Origin of the sequence: Streptomyces sp. NPDC088766 (assembly GCF_044750845.1) — a bacterium.
In the GTDB taxonomy this organism is placed as follows: Bacteria; Actinomycetota; Actinomycetes; order Streptomycetales; family Streptomycetaceae; genus Streptomyces.
Genome location: NZ_JBIVKQ010000003.1, coordinates 404,901 through 426,938 on the forward strand (window position 1 = coordinate 404,901; position 22,038 = coordinate 426,938).

12 protein-coding genes are annotated in these 22,038 nt (G+C 74.6%); all 12 read left to right on the forward strand.

Annotated features, from left to right (window positions below; genetic code table 11):
- The first annotated feature begins 302 nt into the window (after window positions 1–302).
- The 12 genes from sigJ to ACIP5W_RS07195 all read left to right on the forward strand — a co-directional run bounded on the left by sigJ (window position 303) and on the right by ACIP5W_RS07195 (window position 21,990).
- Entirely contained in the window at window positions 303–1,247 is a 945-nt protein-coding gene (sigJ, locus tag ACIP5W_RS07140; RefSeq protein WP_401467892.1) for an RNA polymerase sigma factor SigJ, read from the forward strand.
- Window positions 1,248–1,340: 93 nt separating this feature from the next.
- Window positions 1,341–2,564, forward strand: a complete 1,224-nt coding sequence (locus ACIP5W_RS07145; protein WP_401467895.1) for an NAD(P)/FAD-dependent oxidoreductase — start codon at window positions 1,341–1,343, stop codon at window positions 2,562–2,564.
- A 138-nt stretch (window positions 2,565–2,702) separates the two neighbouring features.
- Window positions 2,703–4,352, forward strand: coding sequence for a helix-turn-helix domain-containing protein (locus ACIP5W_RS07150; protein ID WP_401467898.1), 1,650 nt, complete (start codon window positions 2,703–2,705; stop codon window positions 4,350–4,352).
- A 227-nt stretch (window positions 4,353–4,579) separates the two neighbouring features.
- On the forward strand, window positions 4,580–5,911 hold the full coding sequence (locus ACIP5W_RS07155; RefSeq protein ID WP_401467901.1) for a diaminopimelate decarboxylase: 1,332 nt from the start codon (window positions 4,580–4,582) through the stop codon (window positions 5,909–5,911).
- A gap of 33 nt (window positions 5,912–5,944) precedes the next feature.
- A complete protein-coding gene (locus ACIP5W_RS07160; RefSeq protein ID WP_366059103.1) occupies window positions 5,945–6,175 on the forward strand; it encodes a hypothetical protein in 231 nt (76 codons plus the stop codon).
- A gap of 397 nt (window positions 6,176–6,572) precedes the next feature.
- Window positions 6,573–7,460, forward strand: coding sequence for a universal stress protein (locus ACIP5W_RS07165; RefSeq protein WP_401467905.1), 888 nt, complete (start codon window positions 6,573–6,575; stop codon window positions 7,458–7,460).
- A gap of 504 nt (window positions 7,461–7,964) precedes the next feature.
- A complete protein-coding gene (locus tag ACIP5W_RS07170) occupies window positions 7,965–8,846 on the forward strand; it encodes a universal stress protein (RefSeq protein WP_401467908.1) in 882 nt (293 codons plus the stop codon).
- A gap of 641 nt (window positions 8,847–9,487) precedes the next feature.
- A complete protein-coding gene (locus ACIP5W_RS07175) occupies window positions 9,488–11,458 on the forward strand; it encodes a YncE family protein (protein WP_401467911.1) in 1,971 nt (656 codons plus the stop codon).
- 135 nt (window positions 11,459–11,593) lie between these two features.
- Window positions 11,594–14,086, forward strand: coding sequence for a SpoIIE family protein phosphatase (locus tag ACIP5W_RS07180; RefSeq protein ID WP_401467914.1), 2,493 nt, complete (start codon window positions 11,594–11,596; stop codon window positions 14,084–14,086).
- A gap of 204 nt (window positions 14,087–14,290) precedes the next feature.
- Window positions 14,291–14,779 (forward strand): hypothetical protein, encoded by a 489-nt coding sequence (locus ACIP5W_RS07185; RefSeq protein WP_401467917.1) that lies wholly within the window; start codon window positions 14,291–14,293, stop codon window positions 14,777–14,779.
- Window positions 14,780–14,958: 179 nt separating this feature from the next.
- Window positions 14,959–16,992 carry a flotillin family protein gene (locus ACIP5W_RS07190; protein ID WP_401467920.1) on the forward strand — a complete coding sequence of 678 codons (2,034 nt, stop codon included), beginning with the start codon at window positions 14,959–14,961 and terminating at the stop codon, window positions 16,990–16,992.
- 84 nt (window positions 16,993–17,076) lie between these two features.
- Window positions 17,077–21,990 (forward strand): DNA repair ATPase, encoded by a 4,914-nt coding sequence (locus tag ACIP5W_RS07195; RefSeq protein ID WP_401467923.1) that lies wholly within the window; start codon window positions 17,077–17,079, stop codon window positions 21,988–21,990.
- The last annotated feature ends 48 nt before the right edge of the window (window positions 21,991–22,038 follow it).

Sequence of the window (22,038 nt, forward strand, 5' to 3'; positions counted from 1 at the left end):
CTCCGACGCCCCGGTCGCCCTGCCGCCCACGGTCCGGCGGCCGGCGTGGGCGGCCCGGGGACGCGGCAGCCGCTCCCGCAGGCCGGCGTCCCCCGAGAAGGCGGCCACCGGACCGTGGGCCGCGGGGACCGGGCCCTGCCGTCACCCTCCCGCCTGCCCCGCGACGCCGTGCACGCCTCCCCCTCAGAGGGGGATCCCGCTCGCCGCACCGGGCCCTGACCCGAGTACGTCCCGTACGAGGACCGGGGCCCGCCCTCCGGGCGGACGGCGGGAAGGCGACGACAGGGCCTAGGATCCTGGCCATGGCCCTGACCGTGAACGACGTGGAACGGTTCGAGGCCTCCAGGTCCCGCCTGGAGGCCATCGCCTACCGCCTGCTCGGTTCGGCGAGCGAGGCCGAGGACGCCGTACAGGAGACGTTCCTGCGCTGGCAGGCCGCCGACGTCGCGCGCATCGAGGTTCCCGAGGCCTGGCTGACGAAGGTCCTCACCAACCTGTGCCTCAACCAGCTCACCTCGGCCCGCGCCCGGCGCGAGACCTACGTCGGCCAGTGGCTTCCCGAGCCGCTGCTCGCCGGGGACCCGATGCTCGGCCCCGCCGACACCGCCGAACAGCGCGAGTCGGTGTCGTACGCGGTCCTCACGCTGCTGGAGCGGCTGTCGCCCGGCGAGCGGGCGGTGTACGTGCTGCGGGAGGCCTTCGACTACCCGCACCGGGAGATCGCCGAGGTCCTCGACATCACCGAGGCCGCCAGCCAGCAGTTGTTCCACCGCGCCAAGAAGCACGTCGCCGACGGCAGGGCCCGTACCGAGATCGACGAGGCCGCCGCCCGGCGGATCGTCGACGAGTTCCTCGCGGCCGCCACCAGCGGCCGGACCGAGCCGCTCGTGCGGCTGCTCACCCAGGACGCCGTCTCGATCGGGGACGGCGGCGGCAAGGTTCCGGCCCGCGCCAAGGCGTTCGAGGGCGCGCTCGCGGTCGCGACGTTCCTGCGCGGCCTGTTCAAGCCCGGCAAGGCCAAGCGGGCCCTGGTCGGCGACTCCGCCGAGATGTACGCCACGGCCGCCAACGGCGACCCCGCGGTCGTCGTGGTCGTCGGCGGCCGCGTCATCGGCGTCATGTGCCTGGAGGTCACACCGGAGGGCATCGCCGGGCTCCGCAACCAGGTCAACCCCGACAAGCTCGAACGCGCGACGCGGCACTGGGCGGCCACCGGCCACGGCGAGCCCGTCCGCGTCACGTTCTGACGCGGATGTGAGCTGCTTCACATCGCGTTCCTGTCAGGAAACGCGGGGCCGCCCGGTTCAAGGGGCGAACCCGCTCGAGACAGGAGTATGGAGATGCAGCACCGCATCATCGTCCTCGGAGCCGGATACTCCGGAGCCGTCGCCGCCGGGCGCCTCGCCAAGCGGCTGCACCGCGAAGACGTCGCCGTCACCCTCGTCAACGCCGAGCCCGACTTCGTCGAGCGCGTGCGGATGCACCAGCTCGCGGTCGGCCGGCACCTCAGGCCCCGGCCCTTCGGCGAGATGTTCGCGGGCACCGGCGTGGAGCTGAAGCTCGCGAGGGTCACCGCCGTGGACGCCGACCGCCGGACGGTCACCGTCACCGGCACCGACGCCGGCACCGACGCCGGCACGGAGGCCACCGAGGAGGAACTGGAGTACGACACCCTCGTGTACGCCCTCGGCAGCGCCTGGAACGACCAGGGCGTCCCCGGCACCGCCGAGCACGCCCACGAGATCGCGAGCCGCCCCGGAGCACTCCGGCTGCGCGAGCGCCTGGCCCGCCTGGACGCCGGACAGCCCGTGGTCGTGGTCGGCGGCGGCCTCACCGGCGTGGAGGCCGCGACCGAGATCGCCGAGGCCCGCCCCGACCTCGACGTCGCCCTCGCCGTCCGCGGCGGCCTCGGCGACTGGCTCTCGCCCAAGGGCCGCGGGCACCTGCGCAAGGTCTTCGACGGCCTCGGCATCACCGTGCACGAGCACGCCGACGTCACCGCCGTGGACGCCGACCGCGTCACCACCGCCGACGGCACGTCCGTACCGGCCGCGGTCACCGTGTGGACCACCGGCTTCGCCGTCCACCCGGTCGCGCGGGCCACCACCCTGGAGGTCACCGGCACCGGCCAGGTCGTCGTCGACCGGACCATGCGCTCGGTCTCCCACCCGGACGTGTACGCCATCGGCGACGCGGCCCGGGTCACGGGCCCCGCCGGCAAGCCGCTGCGCATGTCGTGCGCCTCGGGCGTGCCCACCGCCTGGCAGGCCGCCGACGCCATCGCGGCCCGCCTGACCGGCACGAAGATCCCGCAGGTGTCCATCCGCTACTTCAACCAGTGCATCTCCCTGGGCCGCAGGCAGGGTCTGATCCAGTACGTCACCGCGGACGACCGGGCCGTCCGCGCGGCCCTGACCGGACGCACCGCCGCCCTCTACAAGGAACTGGTCTGCAAGGGCGCGGCCTGGGGAGTGGCCAACCCCACCCTGGGCCTGCCGACCCGCCGCCGCCGGATCGCGGGGAAGGCGGCGCGCACGGCGGCCCCGGCCGGGACGCCGGCCTGACGGGCGGCGCGCGGGACGCCGGGCCTGACGGGCGGCGCGCGGAAGGCCGGCCCCGTGACGTCCTCGGTTCCGGTGACCCGTTCGGGTGACTCCTCCTACACTCGCCGTCACACACCGTGCCGACGGAAGGGGGTCCGGATGGCGCCGGACGCGATGGCCGGGCCGGGGGGCGACGTGGTGCCGGGCCCGACACTGGACCGGCTGCTGTCGGTCATGGGGGCCGGTGTGCTGGAGCTGTGCGTGGCTCCCCGCGGCCTCGGGGTCGTGGTCGAGGGGGTCACGGTGCTGGACCCGCTGGACCGGGGGCCGGCGCGGGGGCAGGTGCTGCTGGTGGTGGGCGTCGACCCGCGGTCGGCCGCCGCCGTCGACGCCGTGCGCGAAGCCGCCGGATCGGGCGCCGTCGCGGTCGTCTTCGGGCAGGGCGGGTCGGGACCCCTCCCCGAGGCGCTGCGGGCGGCGGCCGAGGACGGCGGGACGGCGCTGCTGTTGCGGACGGCGTGGTGCGGCTGGACCGAGCTGGTCGGGGCGCTGCGGGCCGGTCTGGTCCTGTCCGGATCGCCCGCCGACCCGGCGGTGTCCGCCGTGCCGCCGGGCGACCTGAACGGGCTGGCCGACGCGGTCGCGGTCCTGGTCGGCGGCGCGGTGACGATCGAGGACCTGGAGTCCCGCGTCCTGGCGTACTCGTCCACGAAGGAGGAGGTGGACGAGCTGCGCCGGCTGACGATCCTCGGCCGCCGGGTGCCGGAGTGGCGGGTCTCCGCCATGCGGGAGGCCGGGTTCTTCCGGGCCCTGTGGGGTTCGGGGGACGTCATCCACCGGCCGGCGCACGGGGACAATCCCGAACGCCTGGTGGTGGCCGTCCGGGCGGGCGGCGAGGTCCTCGGCTCGATCTGGGTGGCGGCCGCGGGCGGCGATCTCCCCCCGCACGCCTCCGACACCCTGCGGTCGGCGGCACGGGCGGCCGCCGCGCACCTGCTGCACCACCGGTCCCACCGCTCGCACGCCCGCCTGGCCGAGGACGCGGCCCGCGCGCTGCTCGACGGACGCGGATCCGCCGCCGTCCTGACCGAACGCACCGGGATACCGGCGCGGGGGCACTGCGCCGTGCTGGCGGTGCGCACCGGAACGTCCGGCGGGGCCGAGGAGACCGCAAAGCTGTGCGCGCTGCTGACGGTGCGGTGCGGCGCGTACGACGTCACCCCGGTGGTGCTGCCGGTCGACCGGGGCGCCCTGGTCCTGCTCGGCGCGCTGCACCAGGACGTGCGACGGGCCGGCGAGCAGGTGGCGCGGACGGGGGCGGCCCTGGTGCGGCAGGTGGCCGACACGTTCGGACCCGACGCGAGGATCGGTCTGGGCACCGTGGTCGAGACCCTGGCGGACCTGCCCCGGTCTCGCCGGTCGGCGGACCTGGCGCTGCGGGCCCTGCTCTCGCCGGGAGAACACCGCACCGTCGCCTTCGCGAGCGAGGTGGCCGAGACCATCGCCCTGAACCAGATGCTGGACACGCTGACGGGGACGGCGCCGGCCCCGGACACGCCGGTGGCGCGACTGCTGGCGTACGACGCCGGGCACGGCGGGGGCACGATGGTGCGGACCCTGCGCGCCTACCTCGACCACTTCGGTCATGTGCCGGACACCGCGCGGGCGTTGGGCGTGCACGCCAACAGCCTGCGGCACCGGATCGGCCGGCTCACCGAGGTGTCCGGGCTCGACCTCGGCAGCCCGGACGCCCGGCTCCTCGCGCAGCTGCAACTGCGGCTGCTGGAGCGCGAGGGCGGGCAGGACTGAGGCGGAGGGTCCCGTCGGGCGCCGGCACGAAGAAGGAGCGGTTCCTTCGTGCCCGCGCACCACGGCGACCGTCCCCCGCCCGCGGTTTCGCTCCACGGCGAGAACCGCGGTGCGCGACACCGGAACTCCCGACGAAGACACCCGCACCGCCGCGCGGGGAACCTGAGGGTCCCGCCGCACGGCAGGCGTGCGGCGGTCGGGACTTCAAGGCTCCGGGAAGGTACGGAATGAGCGTTTCTGCCAGGAACAGCGGGTACGAGGGCGAGACCGGGGCGGCCCGGCGCGAGCGCATCCTGCGGGCGGCCGTCCGGCAGGGACTCCTGGACCCCGACACCGCGCTGTTGGCCGGGTTCGTCGACCTCGACGGCGTCGAAGGGACCGTCACCTCCCTGCGGAACGCGTTTCCCGACTCCCTCCAGGTCCTGCACGCGTTCGCGGCCAAGGCGAACTGCCTGGTCCCCGTCCTGGAGGAACTGCGCCGGGGCGGCATGGGCTGCGAGGTGGCCAGCGCCGGCGAACTGGCCCGGGCGCTGGAGGCCGGCTTCGACCCTGCGCACATCGTGTTCGACTCCCCGGCCAAGACCCGGGCGGAACTGGTCCGTGCCCTGAGCCTCGGTGTCGCCGTGAACGCGGACAGCTTCCAGGAACTGGCGCGCATCGACGACATCCTCGCCACCCGCGACACCGGCTCCCGGATCGGCGTGCGGGTCAACCCCCAGGTCGGCGGCGGCTCGATCAGCGCCATGAGCACGGCCACCGCGACCTCCAAGTTCGGCATCCCGCTGACGGACGAGGGCAACCGGCGGCGTCTGCTGCGGGCGTACCGCGACCGCCCCTGGCTCACCCGGGTGCACACGCACGTCGGCTCGCAGGGCTGCCCCCTGGACCTGATCGCCGAGGGCATCGCGCAGGCGGTGGAGTTCGCCGAGGAGATCAACGCCCACCTCGGCCGCCGGCAGGTCACCGGCATCGACATCGGGGGAGGACTGCCCGTCAACTTCGCCGACGACGAGACGACGCCCGGCTTCGACACCTACGTGGACCGCCTGCGCGAACACGCCCCGGCCCTGTTCTCCGGCGCCTACGAGATCGTCACCGAGTTCGGCCGCTCCGTCCTGGCCAAGAACGGGTTCATGGCCGCGTACGTCGAGTACACCAAGACCGTCGGCGGCCGCCCCATCGCCATCACGCACGCCGGCGCCCAGGTCGCCACCCGCACCGTGTTCGCCCCCGACGCCTGGCCCCTGCGGATCGAGGCCCACGACCCCGACGGCACCGCCAAGCACGGCCGGCCCGTCGCCCAGGACGTCGCGGGCCCGTGCTGCTTCGCCGGCGACCTGCTGGCCCGCGACCGCGAGCTGCCTCTCCTCGACGCCGGTGACCTCGTCGTCGTACCGGACACCGGCGCCTACTACTTCTCCACGCCGTTCCACTACAACAGCCTGCCCGAGCCCGCCGTCCACGGCGCCCGGGTCGACGCCGACGGCCACGTCACCTTCCGCCCGCTCCGCCCCGCCCCGACCGCCGACCACGCCGTCCCGGTCCTCGCGGAGCGATGACCGGCCCTCCACGGAAAGGCAGGTGCAGCAGCCATGAACGTACGGCGCGCCCGCTCGGGGTGCCCCACGGAACCGCCCCGGCGGGAAGCCGTCCGACGACGGCTGTCCGCCACGGCCGCACGCTGCCGACGTACGGCGTGCGACCTCACCCGGTGGCTCTCCCGCCGCCGCCGCGCAGCGGCCGACCAGTTCCTGCGGGGCGCCTGCTACGGCGCCGGCACGGCCGTGGCCGGTCTCCTGGCGGTGTGGCTGCAGACCCGCTGACGGCCTGCAGACCCGCTGACGGCGCCGGTGGGTGGGCCGCGACTCCGCGGACACGTGGTCGACGAGGAGGGTCCACCCGCTTCTCGCGGATCCTGATCACGCGGTGCGCAGCTCCCGGCTGCTCCTCCGCGTCCGTGTACGGGCCCTCCCCGTCACCTGCAGGACACCACGGGCGCCACCGCGCGCAGAAGGGCCGTACGGTCCCCCGCCCAGGGCCGGACGGGCACCGACGCGGGCCCGGGTCCGGGTCCGGCGTGCGGCGCGCCGCCGCGGGGAGGTGCCGGCCGGCCCGTACGACGGCACCACCCGGCCCCCGCGCCGAAGGGCGGCGACGGGGCGACCCTGGAGGTGGGAGCGAACGCGTTCCACAGGAGTCGGGCGTGCGGCGGGAGGCGCGATGAGCGGTCTGGTGGTCGTCGGTGTGGACGGGGCGGCGTCGAGCCTCGACGCGGTGGAGGCGGCGGCGCGGGAGGCGCGGGCGCGGGGCGCGGGTCTGCGGATCGTGCACGCGTTCGTCTGGCCCGCGATGCACGTGCCCACGGGTCCCTCGCCGCTGGGGCCGCCCGAGGGCGGGATCCGCGCCATGGTCGACCGGCTGATGGCCGAGGCGGCCGAGCGTGCGCGGGCGACGGCGCCGGACGTCGACGTCCGGCAGGCGGTGGTGACCGGTGAGCCGCTGACGGTCCTGGAGGCACAGTCGCGCGAGGCCGAGCTGGTGGTCGTCGGGTCGCGGGGCATGGGCGGGTTCGTCGGGCTGCTGGTCGGGTCGACCGCGGTGCACCTGGCGGCACACGGCCGGTGTCCGGTGCTGGTGGTGCGCGAGCCGGCCCGTGCCGACGGCCCGGTCGTCGCGGGCGTCGACGGCTCGGCGGCGGGCCGGCGGGCGGTGGACTTCGCTTTCGCCGAGGCGGAGCTGCGGAAGGTCCCGCTGGTGACGCTGCACGCCTGGACCACGTGGAACGCGCCGCTGCCCGCGCCGCAGGACGCCGCGGAGCCGTACGCGAACCCGCCGGGCGCCCTCGCCGGTGAGGAGGAGCGCCTGCTGTCCGAGGCGCTCGCCGGCTGCCGCGAGCGGTATCCCGGTGTGGTGGTGGACCACAAGGTGGTGCACGGCGGGACACGGGAGGCACTGATCGGGGCGAGCCGGTCCGCGCAGCTGGTCGTGGTCGGCGCCCGGGGCCACGGCGGTTTCACCGGCCTGCTGCTCGGCTCCGTCAGCCAGGCCCTGCTGCACCACGCCCACTGCCCGGTCGCGGTGGTGCGGGGAGCGGACCCGTCCCACTGACCGCGCCCGGCCCGCGCCCCTGCGCGCCGTCCCGTGGCGCGGGCGACCGGCCGGCCCCGTCCGGATCGTCACCGGGACGCACCACCGGCCCGAAGCCGCCCGAGCGCCGGGCGGCGGCCCCGATCCGGTCGCCCTCGTGGTCGACGAACCCGTGGCGCCGTCCCCCACCGGGCAGCGGCGCCTCGTCTACGACCGTGCGGATCTGCCCGCCCTGGTGATCCCGGGTCTCCCGCGCGGACCCGTGGTCCCCCGTGGTCCCCCGTGGTTCCCGTGGTACCGGTCCCGCCGGGCTCACGTCTTCGGCAGGCCCCGCCGGGCACTCGGGTCCCCGTACGCGGCTGTCCGACCCGCACGGTCTTGGTGGTGTCCCGACCGTGCGGGGGTGCCCGGCAGGGCCGAGCGGCTCTCAAAACGGCCCGGTGTCCGGTGGACGCGACGGGCGTCCGCGCCGAGGCTGGGAGAGGAAGAGCCGTGCGTCGGCGGCCTCGCGGACGGGAGGACCCCGTGACCGATCCGGTGATCGTGGGTGTGGACGGATCCGCCTCCAGTCTCGGCGCGGTGGTCGTCGCGGCCCGCGAGGCGCACCTGCGCGGGGCGCCCCTTCGGATCGTGCACGCCTTCGGCCACGGGGCCGGGCACCTGCCGGGCGAGGCACCGCCGTGGAACCCGGCCGGCCACGGCCTGGGGCCGATGACGCACGGGGCGCCGGCCCGCGCCGAGGAACGCGCCCGCGAGATCGTGCCGGACATCGAGATCACCCGGTCGGTGGTGCCCGGGCAGGCGCTCGAGGTACTGGAGATCGAGTCGCGGTCGGCGTCGCTTGCGGTGGTCGGCAGCCGGGGACTGGGCGGCTTCACCGGGCTGCTGCTCGGTTCGACGGCGGTGCAGCTCGCCGCGCACGGCCGGTGTCCGCTGATGGTGGTGCGCGGCCGTCCCGATCCGGCCGGTCCGGTGGTGCTGGCGGTGGACGGCTCCCCGGCCGGCGAGGCCGCGGCGTGGTTCGCGTTCGCCGAGGCGGCACTGCGCGAGGCACCACTGGTGGCCCTGCATGTGTGGAACACCTGGAGCGAGCGCGCCTACGAGGGCCCCGGCGACCCCCTGAACGCCGTGGTGTCCGACGTCGACCGGCTGAGTACCGAAGAGCGGCGTCTGCTGGACGGGACGGTGGCTCCCCGGCAGCAGGCCTTCCCGCAGGTCGAGGTGGAACGGCGGCTGGTGCGTTCCCGGATCCGCCCGGCCCTCCTCGACGCCACCCGCGGGGCCCAACTGGTGGTGGTCGGCGCCCGGGGCCGCGGCGGTTTCACCGGCCTGCTGCTCGGCTCCGTCAGCCAGGCCCTGCTGCACCACGCCCACTGCCCCGTCGCCATCGCCCGCGGCGGGGAGTGACCGACATCGAGGGGACCGCGGCCGGGGCCCCGTCCGCCTGGACGCCCGCGCGCGGGGAGGGACCGAGCCTCACCCGGGCGGGGCCGGGCACGGCCCCGCCCGGCGCTCCGCGGCCGCCGCCTGCCTACGGGACACGGCCGGGGTGGCGGACCTGCCCGCCGTGGCTCCGGCCCCGGGGGCCGGCCACGCCGGAGGCCGGGCGGCGGGCCGTCGCCCGAGGTGCCGACGCACTCCCCGGACCGGCTTCCCGGACCGGCTTCCCGGACCGGCTTCCCGAACCGGCTCGCCGGCCGCGGCGGCTCCGGCCGCCCAGGGGCCCACGCCACCGTTTCCCCCGGGCCGGGCCCGGTGCGTCGGCTGCCTCGCCACCGTCTCCGCCCTGCCGCCGACAGAGCACTCGCCGGGCACACCTGGCGCGTCGCCCGGACCCGCTTCGGCCGCCCGGCGGGCACGGACCTCGGACACCGGCCGTCCGGTCTGCCGGCGGCCGATATTTCAGTCCTCGATTGTCACTGGCATGCCATACGCTGCTTTTCTTGGCGGCGTCCACACACCCATCGTCGGTGTGAGGGGGGACGTGCGGCCTTTTCATCTCCGCCCGGGTGACCGACCGGGCTGCTTCTGTGGGGGTTCACATCATCGTGCGCACGCGCACCCTTTCGACCGCGACCGCACTCGCGGTCGTCCTCAGCTCCGCGGTCCTCGCCGTGGGCACCGCGGGAACGGCCGTGGCCGACTCCGCCAGGACGCTTCCGGTGAAGTCGGTCGGCGACATCGTCGTGGACGGCGCCCACCAGCGCGTCTACGTCTCCGACCCGACCGGCGGCAAGATCGTCGTCACCGACTATGCGGGCGCCGTGAAGGCGACGCTGACCGGTCTCCCCGGCGTGACCGGCCTCGCCCTGTCCGCCGACTCCGGGCAGGTGTACGCGGCCGTGACGAACGGCGACCGGATCGTGTCGGTGGACACGGCGACGTACTCCGCGACCGCGAGCTACCCGGTCGGCGCCGCCCCGGGCGACCTGGAGGTCGTCGACGGCCGGATCTGGTTCGCCCACGGCACCGACTTCGGTTCGCTGGACGTCTCCGGCACCGAACCCGTCGTCCGTCTCGCCGAGCGCGGCGACGTCGACTTCCACGGCGCGTTCGGGATGTTCCTGGCAGCCGATCCGGCCGTCCCGGGCGTCCTGGTGGCGGGCAACGGCGGCACGCTCGCCGTGTACGACGTCACGGCCGACGGAGCCACGCTGCGCAGCAAGGGCGACATGGACACCGCCGTGAAGCAGCTGGACCTGACGCCGGACGGCAGCCAGGTGCTCACCTCGTGGGGCAGCCCCGAGTACGGCTACGGCATCGGCGCCTACTCGACCACCGACCTCACGAACGCGGCGGGTTACCCCATCGACGCGTACCCGAACGCCGTACGGGTCGCGCCCGACGGCAGCGTCGCGGGCGGCAGCTTCTCCTGGTACGACCCCGACGTGCACATCCACCGGCCCGGCGACCCGACGCCGACGCGCGAGTACGACTTCCCCAACACCGGCAACAGCAGCGGCGCCGACACCCTCGTGGACGGAGCGCTGGCCTGGGCGCCGGACGCGAGCCGCGTCTTCGCCGTCTCCGTGAACACCTACGGCACGTACACCCTGCGCGCCCTGACCGACCCGACCAAGGAGCTGCCCGCCCTCACGGTGTCGGCCCCCACGACGGCGGAGCGGGCCAAGAAGATCACCGTCACCGGCCGGCTGACCTCGAAGACGCCCCTTCCCGCGGGCACCGCCCTGAAGGTGATCCGCACCGACGTGGAGTCCCCGGGCGGCAAGGCGCTGGCCGCCGTCAGGACGAGGGCCGACGGCGGTTTCTCCTTCACGGACACCCCGCCCGCCGGCGGCAAGGTCACCTACAAGGTGTCCTACGCGGGCGACGCCACGCACGCCCCCGCCGCCGGCCACGACGCGGTGCAGGTCTCGCGCAAGGCGACCGCGCTGACCCTGAACAACAACGGCAAGCTGTACGCGTACGGCAAGGACGTCACGTTCACCGCGCACCTCGGCACGACGTACAAGAACCGCACCGTCTCCCTCTACGCGGACCCCTTCGGCTCCGACAAGCCGAAGAGGCTGCTGAAGAAGGCCAGGGTCAACTCCGGCGGCAACCTGTCGGCGGTCGTCGACATGACCCGTGACACCACCGTCACCGCCGTCTTCGACGGCGACGCCCGGTACGCGTCCAAGACCGTGAAGTCGACCGCGTACGCCCAGGTGAAGATCTCCACCGCCGTCTCCAAGCACTACAGGACGGGCAAGATCGGCTCCACGACGTACTACTACTTCCGCAAGAACACCGACCCGGTGTTCACCACGACGATGAACTACTACGCGGGCCGCCAGCAGCGTTTCCAGCTCCAGGTCTACTACCAGGGCTCCTGGTACGACTCCGGGTCCGAGTACTTCGCCCTGGCCACCAACGGCAGGTCGGCCGTACGCCTGGAAGCGCCCGGTGAATCAGGCATCCGGGCCCGGATGCGCTCGTCGTACGTCAACGGTTCCTCCGGCGACTCCGTCAACTCCACCACCCACGGCGCCTGGAAGTACTTCACCTTCACCAACTGACCGCGGCACCGAACCCACCCCGCAGCCCGTCACCCCGACGGGCGGCGGGGCCCTTCCCTTCCACCACCGCTCGTTTCCCTTTTGTCGCTCTTAACCTGAAGGATGAGGATCGGTCCTCCATCCACAGGGAACGCGGTGACGAGAGAGCAGCAGGTGCCCGAGCCGCCCGGCGCACGAGGAGCGGCGCAGGCCGACGGGCTGCCGTTCCGGGCATCCGTCCTGGCCGCCGCTCGCGCGGTGGCCCGGGCCGCCGCCCTGACGGCCGCCCTGCTGGGCGCGGTGAGCCTGGCCGGATGGGTCGTCGACGTCGACGCGCTCAAGAGCGTGCTGCCCGGCGACCCGGTGGCCATGAAGGCGAACACCGCCGTGGCCGTGCTGGCCCTGGGGTTCTCCCTGTACCTGGTGGCCACCGGTCCCGTCCGCGCGCGGATCGTCGCGGCCAGGGCCGCCGCGGCCCTGGCCGCCCTGATCGGCGTACTCACCTTCCTGGAGTACACGACCGGGGCGGGCCTCGGCATCGACGAACTCCTCTTCACCGACGACACCGCGGCGACGGCGACGGGAACGCCCGGCCGGATGGCCCCCAACACGGCCGCGGCACTGGCCCTCGGGGCCCTGGCGGCACTGTGCGCCAGTACGTCCCGGATCCCCGCCCGGGTCAGCCAGATCCCGGCCCTGGCCGTGGCGGCACTCGGCATGCTGCGGCTGTACGGGGCCGCCTACGCGGTGCCCGAGCTGGAGCGGTTCGGCGCCTACACGGGGATGGCCCTGCACACCGCGCTCGCCCTGGTGCTGCTGGGCACGGCCGCCTTCCTGGCCCGGCCGGACGAGGGTCCCGCGGGGCTGCTGACGAACGCGGGCACCACGGGCGCGCTGGGCCGTTGGCTGTTCGCCACCGTCGTGGTCGTGCCGCCGCTGCTGGGCTGGGCCGTCCTGGCGGGCGAGGACGCGGGACTGTTCGGGGCGCGGCTGGGCACCGCGCTGCTGGTGTGCGGCCACGTCGCGGTGTTCACCGCGGTCGTCCTCACGGCCCTGGCCGTGGGCCGCCGGGTCGAGGTGGCACACGCGCGTGCCGAATGGCAGGTGCGGCAGAACACCCTGCTGCAGGCCTTCATGGACCACACCCCGGCCGTGGTGTTCATCAAGGACCTCGAAGGCCACTACCTCGCGGTCAACACGAGGTTCGAGGAGACCACGGGCCTGTCCCGGGAGCAGACGCTGGGCCGCCGGGACAAGGACGTCCTGCCCCGCGTCCTCGCGCGTCAGGTACGGGCCGCCGACCTCGCCATGCTGGCCGACGGCAACCCCGTGCAGCGTGAGGAGTCGCTCGCCCTTCCGGGAGGTCCGCGCGACCTCCTCACCTCCCTGTTCCCCCTCAAGCACCCGAGCGGCACGCCCTACGCGCTGTGCGGCGTGGTCACCGACGTCACCGAACGCGCCGCGGCGCAGCGCGAGGTCGAGCGCTCCCACCGGCGCTTCCGCGCACTGCTGGAGTCCGCACCCGACGCCACCCTGATCACGGACGGCCGGGGCGTCGTCGTCATGGCCAACGCACAGGTGGAACCCCTCTTCGGCCGCTCGCCGGGCGACCTCGTCGGGACCGACGTCGTCGACCTGGCGCCCGCTGCGCGCCGCCGGCGGCACGGCGCCCTCCTCGGCGCCTACCTGCGCCTGCGCGATCCGAAGCCGATGATCACGGACAGGGGCCTGTACGGGCTGCACGGCGACGGCGGTGAGTTCCCCGTCGAGGTGAGCGTCAGCAGCCTGCGCACCGAGCAGGAGACCCTGGTGTTCCTGACCGTGCGGGACATCACCGAACGCAGACGGGCCGAGGCCGAACGCGCCGAGCGCTACGAGCAGCAACGGCACATCGCCTACACCCTGCAGCACAGCCTCATGGGCGAGCCGCCCCACCTCCCGTACCTGCCCAGCGCCCACCGCTACCTGGCGTCCGTCCAGGACCCCGGCGTCGGCGGCGACTGGTTCGACGTCATCCCCCTCGGCGGGCGCCGTACCGGCGTCGTCATCGGCGACGTGATGGGCCGGGGCCTGGAGGCGGCGGCCGTCATGGGACAGCTGCGTGCCGCCTCGCACGCGCTGGCCCGCACCGGCACGACGCCCGGCGGGCTCATGACCGGGCTGGACGCGTTCGTCGGCGACCTGGCGGACCAGCTCGTCACCTGCGTCTACCTGGTCATCGACCAGGACGCGTGCGAGGTCACCCTGTGCTCGGCCGGGCACCTGCCCGTCATCGTCCTGCCCCCCGACGGGCCGGCCCACCGGCTGTCGGCACCGGTCGGTGTGCCGCTGGGCGTCAACGACGCCTGCGGCGGCGGGGTGCCGTTCGAGGAGGTGACCCGGCCGCTGCCGCCGGGCAGCACCCTCGTGCTCTACACCGACGGACTGGTCGAACGGCCCGGCACCGACATCGAGGCCCGGATCGACCTGCTCACCCACGCCCTCGACGGCGCCCCGAAGGACGCCCGCACGGGTGCGGAGAGCCTCGACCGGGCGGCGTCCCGCCTGATCAGCACCCTCATCCCCGACACGGCCGTCCACGACGACGACGTGACCCTGCTGATGATCGCCGTACCCGCCGGGGAGGGGACGGCCCCGGCGCCCTGCTGACGCCTTCCTGGCAGGGCACCGGCATGGACGGTCCGGTCAAGACTGCCGGGATCCGGCAATGCGGTGAGGTGCCGGCGCGGGCAGGATGGGGGCGAGGGGAGCACGCGAGGAAGGCTTCGATGCCGAGCACCGGCAGGTGCCCGGCATCAGGCCGGCCGGGCGTGCCGAGGCCGTCGCGGGACGGGGCCGATCGGGGGGTTGGGGATGCGGACGTTCTTCATGGTCGCCACCGCGTTTCCGACCTTCCTGTTCACCGTCCCCCTGCTGGTGGCCGCGGGCTCCTGGCTGCTGGTCGCGGTGGGGGCCGCCGACCCGCGCGCGTTCGACGAGAACGCGGACCTCGGCGCACCGGGGCCGGGCGGCGTACCGGTCGCGGTCCCGGTCTCCCTGTGGACGGCCCTCGCCCGGTCCGCCGGCCTCGGCGCGGCCGTCGTGCTGGAGCCGCTCGCCTCCCCGGGGCCGGCACGTGCGCTGACGGGGCTCGCCGTCCTCGCTGCCGCTGCCGCGCTCTCGTGGTGCGCGACCCGGGCGCCGGCACGGCTGCCGCAGCGCCTCCGCCCCGATGAACCCGGGCCGTCCACGCCGGACTTCGCCGGGCCGCGCCGTACGGTCCGTCCGGAGCGGGCGGACGACGGCCCCTTCCGGAGCGACCGCCCCGACGCGGCACACCGGGCACGCGGTCGGGCTGCCTGAGGCGCAGCCGCAGCCGCAGCCGCACACCGTCCGGCCTGCGGGGGTGTCCTCCGGGGGAGCACGGAAGCGCGTGTCCGCTTCCGGACCCCGGCATGCGCTCCCCCCCCCGATTCTTCCGACTCCCGACGACGTCCGGGCCCGCCCGGTCTCGGGTACCTCACCTGCCAAGGATGCTTCTCATGACCGCCATCACCGTGGGCGTCGGCGTCTGCCTGCTCACAGCGCTCCTCCTCTTCCTCGTCGTCTCCCGCCTGTTCCGCAAGGTGGAGCAGGGCAAGGCCCTGATCGTCTCCAAGCTGCGCAAGGTCGACGTGACCTTCACGGGGCAGGTCGTGCTGCCCGTGCTCCACAAGGCCGAGGTGATGGACATCTCGGTGAAGACCATCGAGATCACCCGGGCCGGCAAGGAGGGGTTGATCTGCCGGGACAACATCCGCGCCGACATCCGCATCTCGTTCTTCGTGAAGGTCAACAAGACCGTCGAGGACGTCGTCAAGGTCGCCCAGGCCGTCGGTACGGCGCGGGCGAGCGACCGCGACACGCTGCAGGAGCTGTTCCACGCGAAGTTCTCCGAGGCCCTGAAGACCGTCGGCAAGCAGCTGGACTTCACCGACCTGTACACCAAGCGCGAGGAGCTGCGGTACCGGATCATCGAGGTCATCGGCGTCGACCTCAACGGCTACCACCTGGAGGACGCGGCGATCGACTACCTGGAGCAGACGCCGATCACCCAGCTCGACCCGGCCAACGTCCTCGACGCCCAGGGCATCCGCAAGATCACCGAGCTGACGGCGATCGAGCACGTGCGCACCAACGAGTTCCAGCGTCACGAGGAGAAGGAGATCACCCGGCAGAACGTCGACGCCCGCGAGGCCGTCCTGGAGCTGGAGCGCCGCCAGGCCGACGCCGAGATCAAGCAGCGGCGGGAGATCGAGACCGTGCGGGCCAGGGAGGAGGCCGAGACGGCGCGGGTGGTGGAGGAGGAGCGGCTGCGGGCGCAGAGCGCGTTCCTGAGGACCGAGGAGCAGCTCGGGGTGCAGCGGGAGAACCAGGCCCGTGAGGTCGCCGTCGCCGCGAAGAACCGCGAGCGGGTCATCGCCGTCGAGAGCGAGCGGATCGAGAAGGACCGCCTCCTGGAGGTCATCGCCCGCGAGCGGGAGACGGGGCTGACGCGGATCGCCGCCGAGAAGGAGGTCGAGGCGGAGAAGCGGGAGATCGCCGAGGTGATCCGGGAGCGGGTCGCCGTGGACCGTACGGTCGCCGAGCAGGAGGAGTCGATCAAGAAGCTGCGTGCCGTGGAGGAGGCGGAACGGCAGCGGCAGGCCGTGATCATCGCCGCCGAGGCGCAGGCGCAGGAGAGGCTGGTCAAGGACATCAAGGCCGCGGAGGCCGCCGAGCAGGCCGCCGTGCACCGCGCCGCCGAGGAAATCACCCTCGCCGAGGCCCGGTTGAAGAGCGCCGACCTCGACGCGCGGGCCAAGCTGCGGCTGGCCGAGGGCGTCCAGGCGGAGGCCGCGGCGGAAGGTCTGGCGGCCGTCCGGGTCCGGGACAAGGAGGCCGAGGTCGTCGAGAAGACCGGCCGTGCCGAGGCCGGGGCGGCCGAGGCGCGGATGCGGGCCGAGGCGGAGGGCGCCCGGGCGAAGGCGCTCGCCGAGGCCGAGGGCATCGGCGAGAAGCTGAAGGCGGAGGCCGCCGGGCTGACGGAGAAGGCGGCGGCGATGGCCGCGCTCGACGAGGCGTCCCGCGGCCACGAGGAGTACCGGCTGCGGCTCCAGGCGGAGAAGGACATCCGGCTGGCCGGACTCGAGACGCAGAAGCACGTCGCCGAGGCACAGGCCACCGTCCTCGCCACCGGACTGGAGAACGCCGACATCAACATCGTGGGCGGCGAGTCCGTCTTCCTCGACCGCCTGGTCTCCTCCATCGCGCTCGGCAAGAGCGTCGACGGGTTCGTCCGGCACTCCGAGACGGCACAGGCCCTCGCGGGGCCCTGGCTGGACGGCTCCGCGAGCTTCACCGACGACCTCGGCCGGGTGCTCGGCTCGGTCTCCACGGCCGACGTGCAGAACCTGACCGTCTCCGCGCTGCTGATGAAGCTGATGAAGACGGGCGGGACCGAGTCCGGCGCCCTGCGGCAACTGCTCGACAGGGCGGGCGAGCTGGGTGTCGCGGACACCTCGCTCGCCGCCCTGAACGGCAGCGCCGAGGTCTGACAGGCCGCGGTCCGGAGCTGCCGCACAGGGGAGGGCAGCTGCGGACCGCTTCTTTCGACTTCTGAGAGCTTCTGAGAGGGACCCATGACCATCGGCCCGGACACCGGTACGTACGAGGTGCTGCGCGACCGGCTCACCGCGCAGGCCGCCGAACTCGCCCGCCGTGCCGAGGCGCTCAACAGCCGCCGGGTCGAGGAGTTCGGCGCGACGCGCCTCGAACTCACCGGCACCGGACACCTGCGCACCGGGCACACCTGCGTGCCCCGCGACCTCGTCGCCGTCGGCGACGTGCTGCTGCTCGGCCACCACGTGCTCCCCGGCCGGGGGCCCGACACGGCCGTGGGCGACGTCTTCGCGCTGTACGACCGCGACCTGAACCGGTTGCCCGACGACGCCGTGCCCGGCCTGCTCGACGACCCCGGTCTCGTACGGGAGTTCGCGGCCCTGCACCGCTACTACAGCCAGGCCCGTCTGCTGCGTCTGAGCCGCGTCGACGGCAGGCTCCTGGCCGTGTTCCGGACCGGCGTCGAGGCCGGCGACATCCGCGTCCTGCGCTGGGCGCTCGCCGACGACGGGCAGGTGTCCTTCCTGGACGCGCGCGGCGACCGCGACCACGTCCCCCCGCCCGCCCACGACTTCACCTGGACCGCGACGACCCGGGAGGACCACGTCCTCGGCCGCCACCCGCACGTGTCCGTCGAGGGCGAACTCTTCGTCACGACCGTCGGCGGCACCCTCACCGTGAAGACCGAGGACGACACGGAGACGGGTGGGGGCATCCACTCCGAACCCGTCGACGAGCCGTTGCAGGCGCTCGCCGACGCCGACATCGCGTACGCGCGGGTGGGCGCCCTGATCCTGCTGCGGGTCCGCCCCTACAAGGAGGACGCCCACCGGTACCTGGTGTTCGACACGCTCACCGGGAGCGTCGCCCGCCTCGACGGCATCGGGCGGGCGTGCCGGCGCCTGCCCGATGACCAGGGCATCGTCTTCCCCGGCGGCTACTGCCTGGCCGGCGGCACGCACAGGACCTTCGACGGCATCGCCGGCCCCTCGCACCCGGCGGCGCCGGAGTTCGAGCGGGTGGTCCGCTCGCCCGACGGCGAGGACGTTCTCTTCGCGTTCCACGCACCCGTGGCGGGCCGCGGCCTCCTGCTGCCGTACAACGTGATCCGCAAGGCGGTCGAGGCCCCGCTGACCTGCCGGGGCTGGGCCCTCCTCGACGACGGCACGCTGGTCCTGCTGCGCGGCGAGAGCGACGAGCCGCAACGCGTCCACCCCGTCCAGCTGTGGCGCTCCCCCTACCTCTCCGACACCCGTGCCGCTGCCCGGCCCGTCGGCGGCGGCCCGCTCGCCCGCGTCGGCAACGCCGATCTCGTGCGGGGCATCTCCGACTGCCTGTCCATCGCCGGTGCGGTCGCCGGGACCACCCCGACGAGCGAGGTGTACGAGGCGCTGGTCGCGGCCTGCGACCGGACGGCCGACACCTGCCACTGGCTGGGGGACGCCGAACTCGGCGATCTGCGGGAGCCGCTCACGCAGGTGCGGACGACGGCCGAGCAGGTGCTGGCCGAGTTCGGGACCGTCCGGGCGCTGACCCGGCAGGCCGCCGACGCGCTCGACGAGGGGGCGGACCGGGCCGCCCGGCTGGTGCGCCGGCTGCGTGGGGAGGTCCCGCGGGGCGCCGCCGCCTGGGTGTCCGGCCTGACCGAACTGCGGCAGGCGCACGGACACCTGCTCACGCTCAAGGACATGCGGTACGCCGACCCGGCCCGCGTCGACGAACTGGCCGCGGACGTCGAGGCCGACCTCGCCTCGTTCGGGCAGCGGGCGGTCGCGCACCTGGCCCGCGACGACGCGTTCGCCGACCAGCACGCGGACGTCGAGCGGCTCCTCGCGGACGCGGCCGCCGTCACCACCGTCGCCGGGGCCGCGCCCGTCGCCGCCCGCATCGACGAACTCGCGAGCGGGCTGGGCACGGTGACCGAGGTCGTCGCGGGCCTCGACATCGGCGACGCGACCGTCCGCACGGCCGTCCTGGAGCGGATCTCCGAGGTCCTGGCCGGCGTCAACCGGGCCCGCGCCGTCCTCGACGGCCGCCGCGGCGAGCTGCGCGGCCGCGAGGGACGCGCCGAGTTCGCCGCCGAGTTCGCCCTGCTCGGCCAGGCCGTCACCGGCGCCCTCGCGTCCGCCGACAGCCCCGAGGCGTGCGACGACCACCTCGCCCGCCTGCTCCTCCAGGTGGAGAACCTGGAGGCGCGGTTCGCGGAGTCCGCCGGCTTCGACGGCCCCGACGACTTCCTCGGCGAACTCGCCGACCGGCGCGAGGAGATCCACGAGGCGTTCGCCGTCCGCAAGCAGAACCTCGCCGACGCCCGGGCCCGCCGCGCCGAGCGCCTGGCCGACTCGGCGGACCGGGTCCTGGAGACGGTCACCCGCCGGGCCCGCGCGCTCGCCGACGAGGACGCCGTCGCCGCGTACTTCGGCTCCGACCCGATGCCCGCCAAGGTCCGCCGTATCGCCGGCGACCTGCGCGCGCTCGGCGACCAGGTCCGGGCACAGGAGCTGGACGGCCGCCTGGAGGCCGCCCGTCAGGAGGCCGGCCGCGCCCTGCGCGACCGCACCGACCTGTACACCGACGGCGGCCGCACCGTCCGCCTGGGCGCCCACCGCTTCGCGGTGAACACCCAGCCGCTCGACCTCACCCTCGTCCCGCACGGCGACGGACTGGCCTTCGCGATCACCGGCACCGACTACCGCTCCCCGGTCACCGAGCCCGGCTTCGACGCGGCCGGCCCGTACGGGGACCGCCCGCTGCCGTCGGAGTCGCCCGGGGTCTACCGAGCCGAACACCTCGCCGCCCGGCTGCTCGACGAGCACGGCCCGACCGGGCTCGCCGGGGCCGACCTGCCCGCCCTCGTGCGCCGGGCGGCCCAGGAGGCGTACGACGAGGGGTACGAGCGCGGAGTCCACGACCACGACACCGTCCTGATCCTCACCGCGCTGCTCCGTCTGTACGAGGGCGCGGGCCCGCTCCGCCACGAGCCGGCGGCCCGCGCGGCCGCCCAGTTGTTCTGGGCGCACCGCACGACGGCCGGTGAGCGCCAGGCGTGGACCCGCCGGGCCGTGTCCCTGGCCCGCGCCCGGGAGGCGTTCGGGCTCGCGCCCGCCATCGCCGACCTGCGGGAGGAGCTGGCGGAGGCGATCGGCGGAGAGGCCGCGGACGCCGCCTCCGCCTACCTCTTCGAGGAACTGACCGGCGGCCCCGACGGCTTCGTCGTCAGCGCGGGTGCCCGCGCCCTGCTCGACGCGTTCCGCCGCACGGTGGGCACTCCGGCGTACCACGAGGACCTCACCGCCCTCGAGGACCTGGGCGCGCGCCGGCAGCTCGTCGAGGCGTGGCTGTCGGCGTACGCCGCCGCCACCGGCACGGACCTCGCACCCGGTGACCTGGCGGAGGCGGTGGCCGCCGAGCTGTGCCCGGACCTGACCCGCTACGGGTCCGACGCGCCCCTGACCGAGACGGTCGAGGGCCTGCTCGGCTCCCACCCCCGCCTCACCGGCGGCACCCTCACGGTCCGGGTCGACGAACTCCTCGCGCGGACAAGGGCGTTCCGCAGGCACGAGGTGCCCGCCCACCGGGCCCACCAGCGCCGCCGTACGGCCCTGGCGGCCGAGGAACGCGCGCGGCTGCGCCTTGACGAACACCGCCCGCGGGTGATGTCCGCGTTCGTCCGCAACCGGCTCGTCGACGAGGTGTACCTGCCGCTCGTCGGCGACAGCCTCGCCAAGCAGCTCGGCACCACGGGCGAGTCCGGGCGCACCGGTACCGGCGGCCTGCTGCTGCTCCTCTCCCCGCCCGGCTACGGCAAGACGACCCTCGTGGAGTACGTCGCCGACCGCCTCGGCCTGATGCTGGTGAAGGTCGGCGGCCCCGCCCTCGGCCACGCGGTGACCTCGCTCGACCCGGCCGAGGCCCCGAACGCCACCGCCCGCCGGGAGGTCGAGAAGATCAACTTCGCGCTGGAGGCGGGCAACAACACCCTCCTGTACCTCGACGACATCCAGCACACCTCGCCCGAACTGCTGCAGAGGTTCATCCCGCTGTGCGACGCCACCCGTCGCGTCGAGGGGGTGCGGGACGGCGAGCCGCGCACGTACGACCTGCGCGGCAAGCGCTTCGCGGTGTGCATGGCCGGCAACCCGTACACCGAGTCCGGCAGCCGCTTCCAGGTGCCCGACATGCTCGCCAACCGCGCCGACGTGTGGAACCTCGGCGACGTTCTGACCGGCAAGGAGGACGCCTTCGCCGCCAGCTTCGTCGAGAACGCCCTCACCGCCAACCCTGTCCTCGCCCCGCTCGCCGGACGCCACCGCGACGACCTCGACCTGCTCGTCCGGCTCGCCGGGCACGACCCCGCGGCCCGTGCCGACCGGCTCACCCACCCGTACGCCCCCGTGGAGCTGGAACGCGTCCTGGCGGTCCTGGGCCACCTGCTCACGATCCGCGGGACGGTCCTGGCCGTGAACGCCGCGTACCTCGCCTCCGCCGCGCAGTCCGAGGCCACCCGCACCGAGCCGCCCTTCCGGCTCCAGGGCTCGTACCGCAACATGAACAAGATCGCCCAGCGCGTCCGGCCCGTCATGAACGCCGCCGAAGTGGCGGCCCTGATCGACGACCACTACCGGGCGGAGGCCCAGACCCTCACGGCCGGCGCCGAGGCCGGCCTGCTCAAACTGGCCGAACTGCGGGGCACGCTCACGCCCGGACAGGCGGCCCGCTGGTCGGAGGTGAAAGCCGCCCACGTCCGCGCCCTGGCCCTCGGCGGCCCGGAGGCCGACCATCTCGTCCGTGCGGTCGCCGCCCTGGGCCTGCTGGCCGACCGGATCGCCGCCGTGGAGTCGGCCATCTCGCGGACCGCCGACCCGCGCACCCCGCTCGCCCACCCGAACGGCCGGCACGCGGCCCACCCGGTGTGCCGCACCGAGGGGCACTGAAGTGCCCCTGCCGCGTGCGGTACGTTTCCGCCGCGGTCGCCGAAGAAG

Bases quoted from the DNA above. Each gene is read 5' to 3' on its own strand.
- sigJ (WP_401467892.1), top strand. From the start codon at position 303: ATGGCCCTGACCGTGAACGACGTGGAACGGTTCGAGGCCTCCAGGTCC.
- ACIP5W_RS07145 (WP_401467895.1), top strand. From the start codon at position 1,341: ATGCAGCACCGCATCATCGTCCTCGGAGCCGGATACTCCGGAGCCGTC.
- ACIP5W_RS07150 (WP_401467898.1), top strand. From the start codon at position 2,703: ATGGCGCCGGACGCGATGGCCGGGCCGGGGGGCGACGTGGTGCCGGGC.
- ACIP5W_RS07155 (WP_401467901.1), top strand. From the start codon at position 4,580: ATGAGCGTTTCTGCCAGGAACAGCGGGTACGAGGGCGAGACCGGGGCG.
- ACIP5W_RS07160 (WP_366059103.1), top strand. From the start codon at position 5,945: ATGAACGTACGGCGCGCCCGCTCGGGGTGCCCCACGGAACCGCCCCGG.
- ACIP5W_RS07165 (WP_401467905.1), top strand. From the start codon at position 6,573: ATGAGCGGTCTGGTGGTCGTCGGTGTGGACGGGGCGGCGTCGAGCCTC.
- ACIP5W_RS07185 (WP_401467917.1), top strand. From the start codon at position 14,291: ATGCGGACGTTCTTCATGGTCGCCACCGCGTTTCCGACCTTCCTGTTC.
- ACIP5W_RS07190 (WP_401467920.1), top strand. From the start codon at position 14,959: ATGACCGCCATCACCGTGGGCGTCGGCGTCTGCCTGCTCACAGCGCTC.
- ACIP5W_RS07195 (WP_401467923.1), top strand. From the start codon at position 17,077: ATGACCATCGGCCCGGACACCGGTACGTACGAGGTGCTGCGCGACCGG.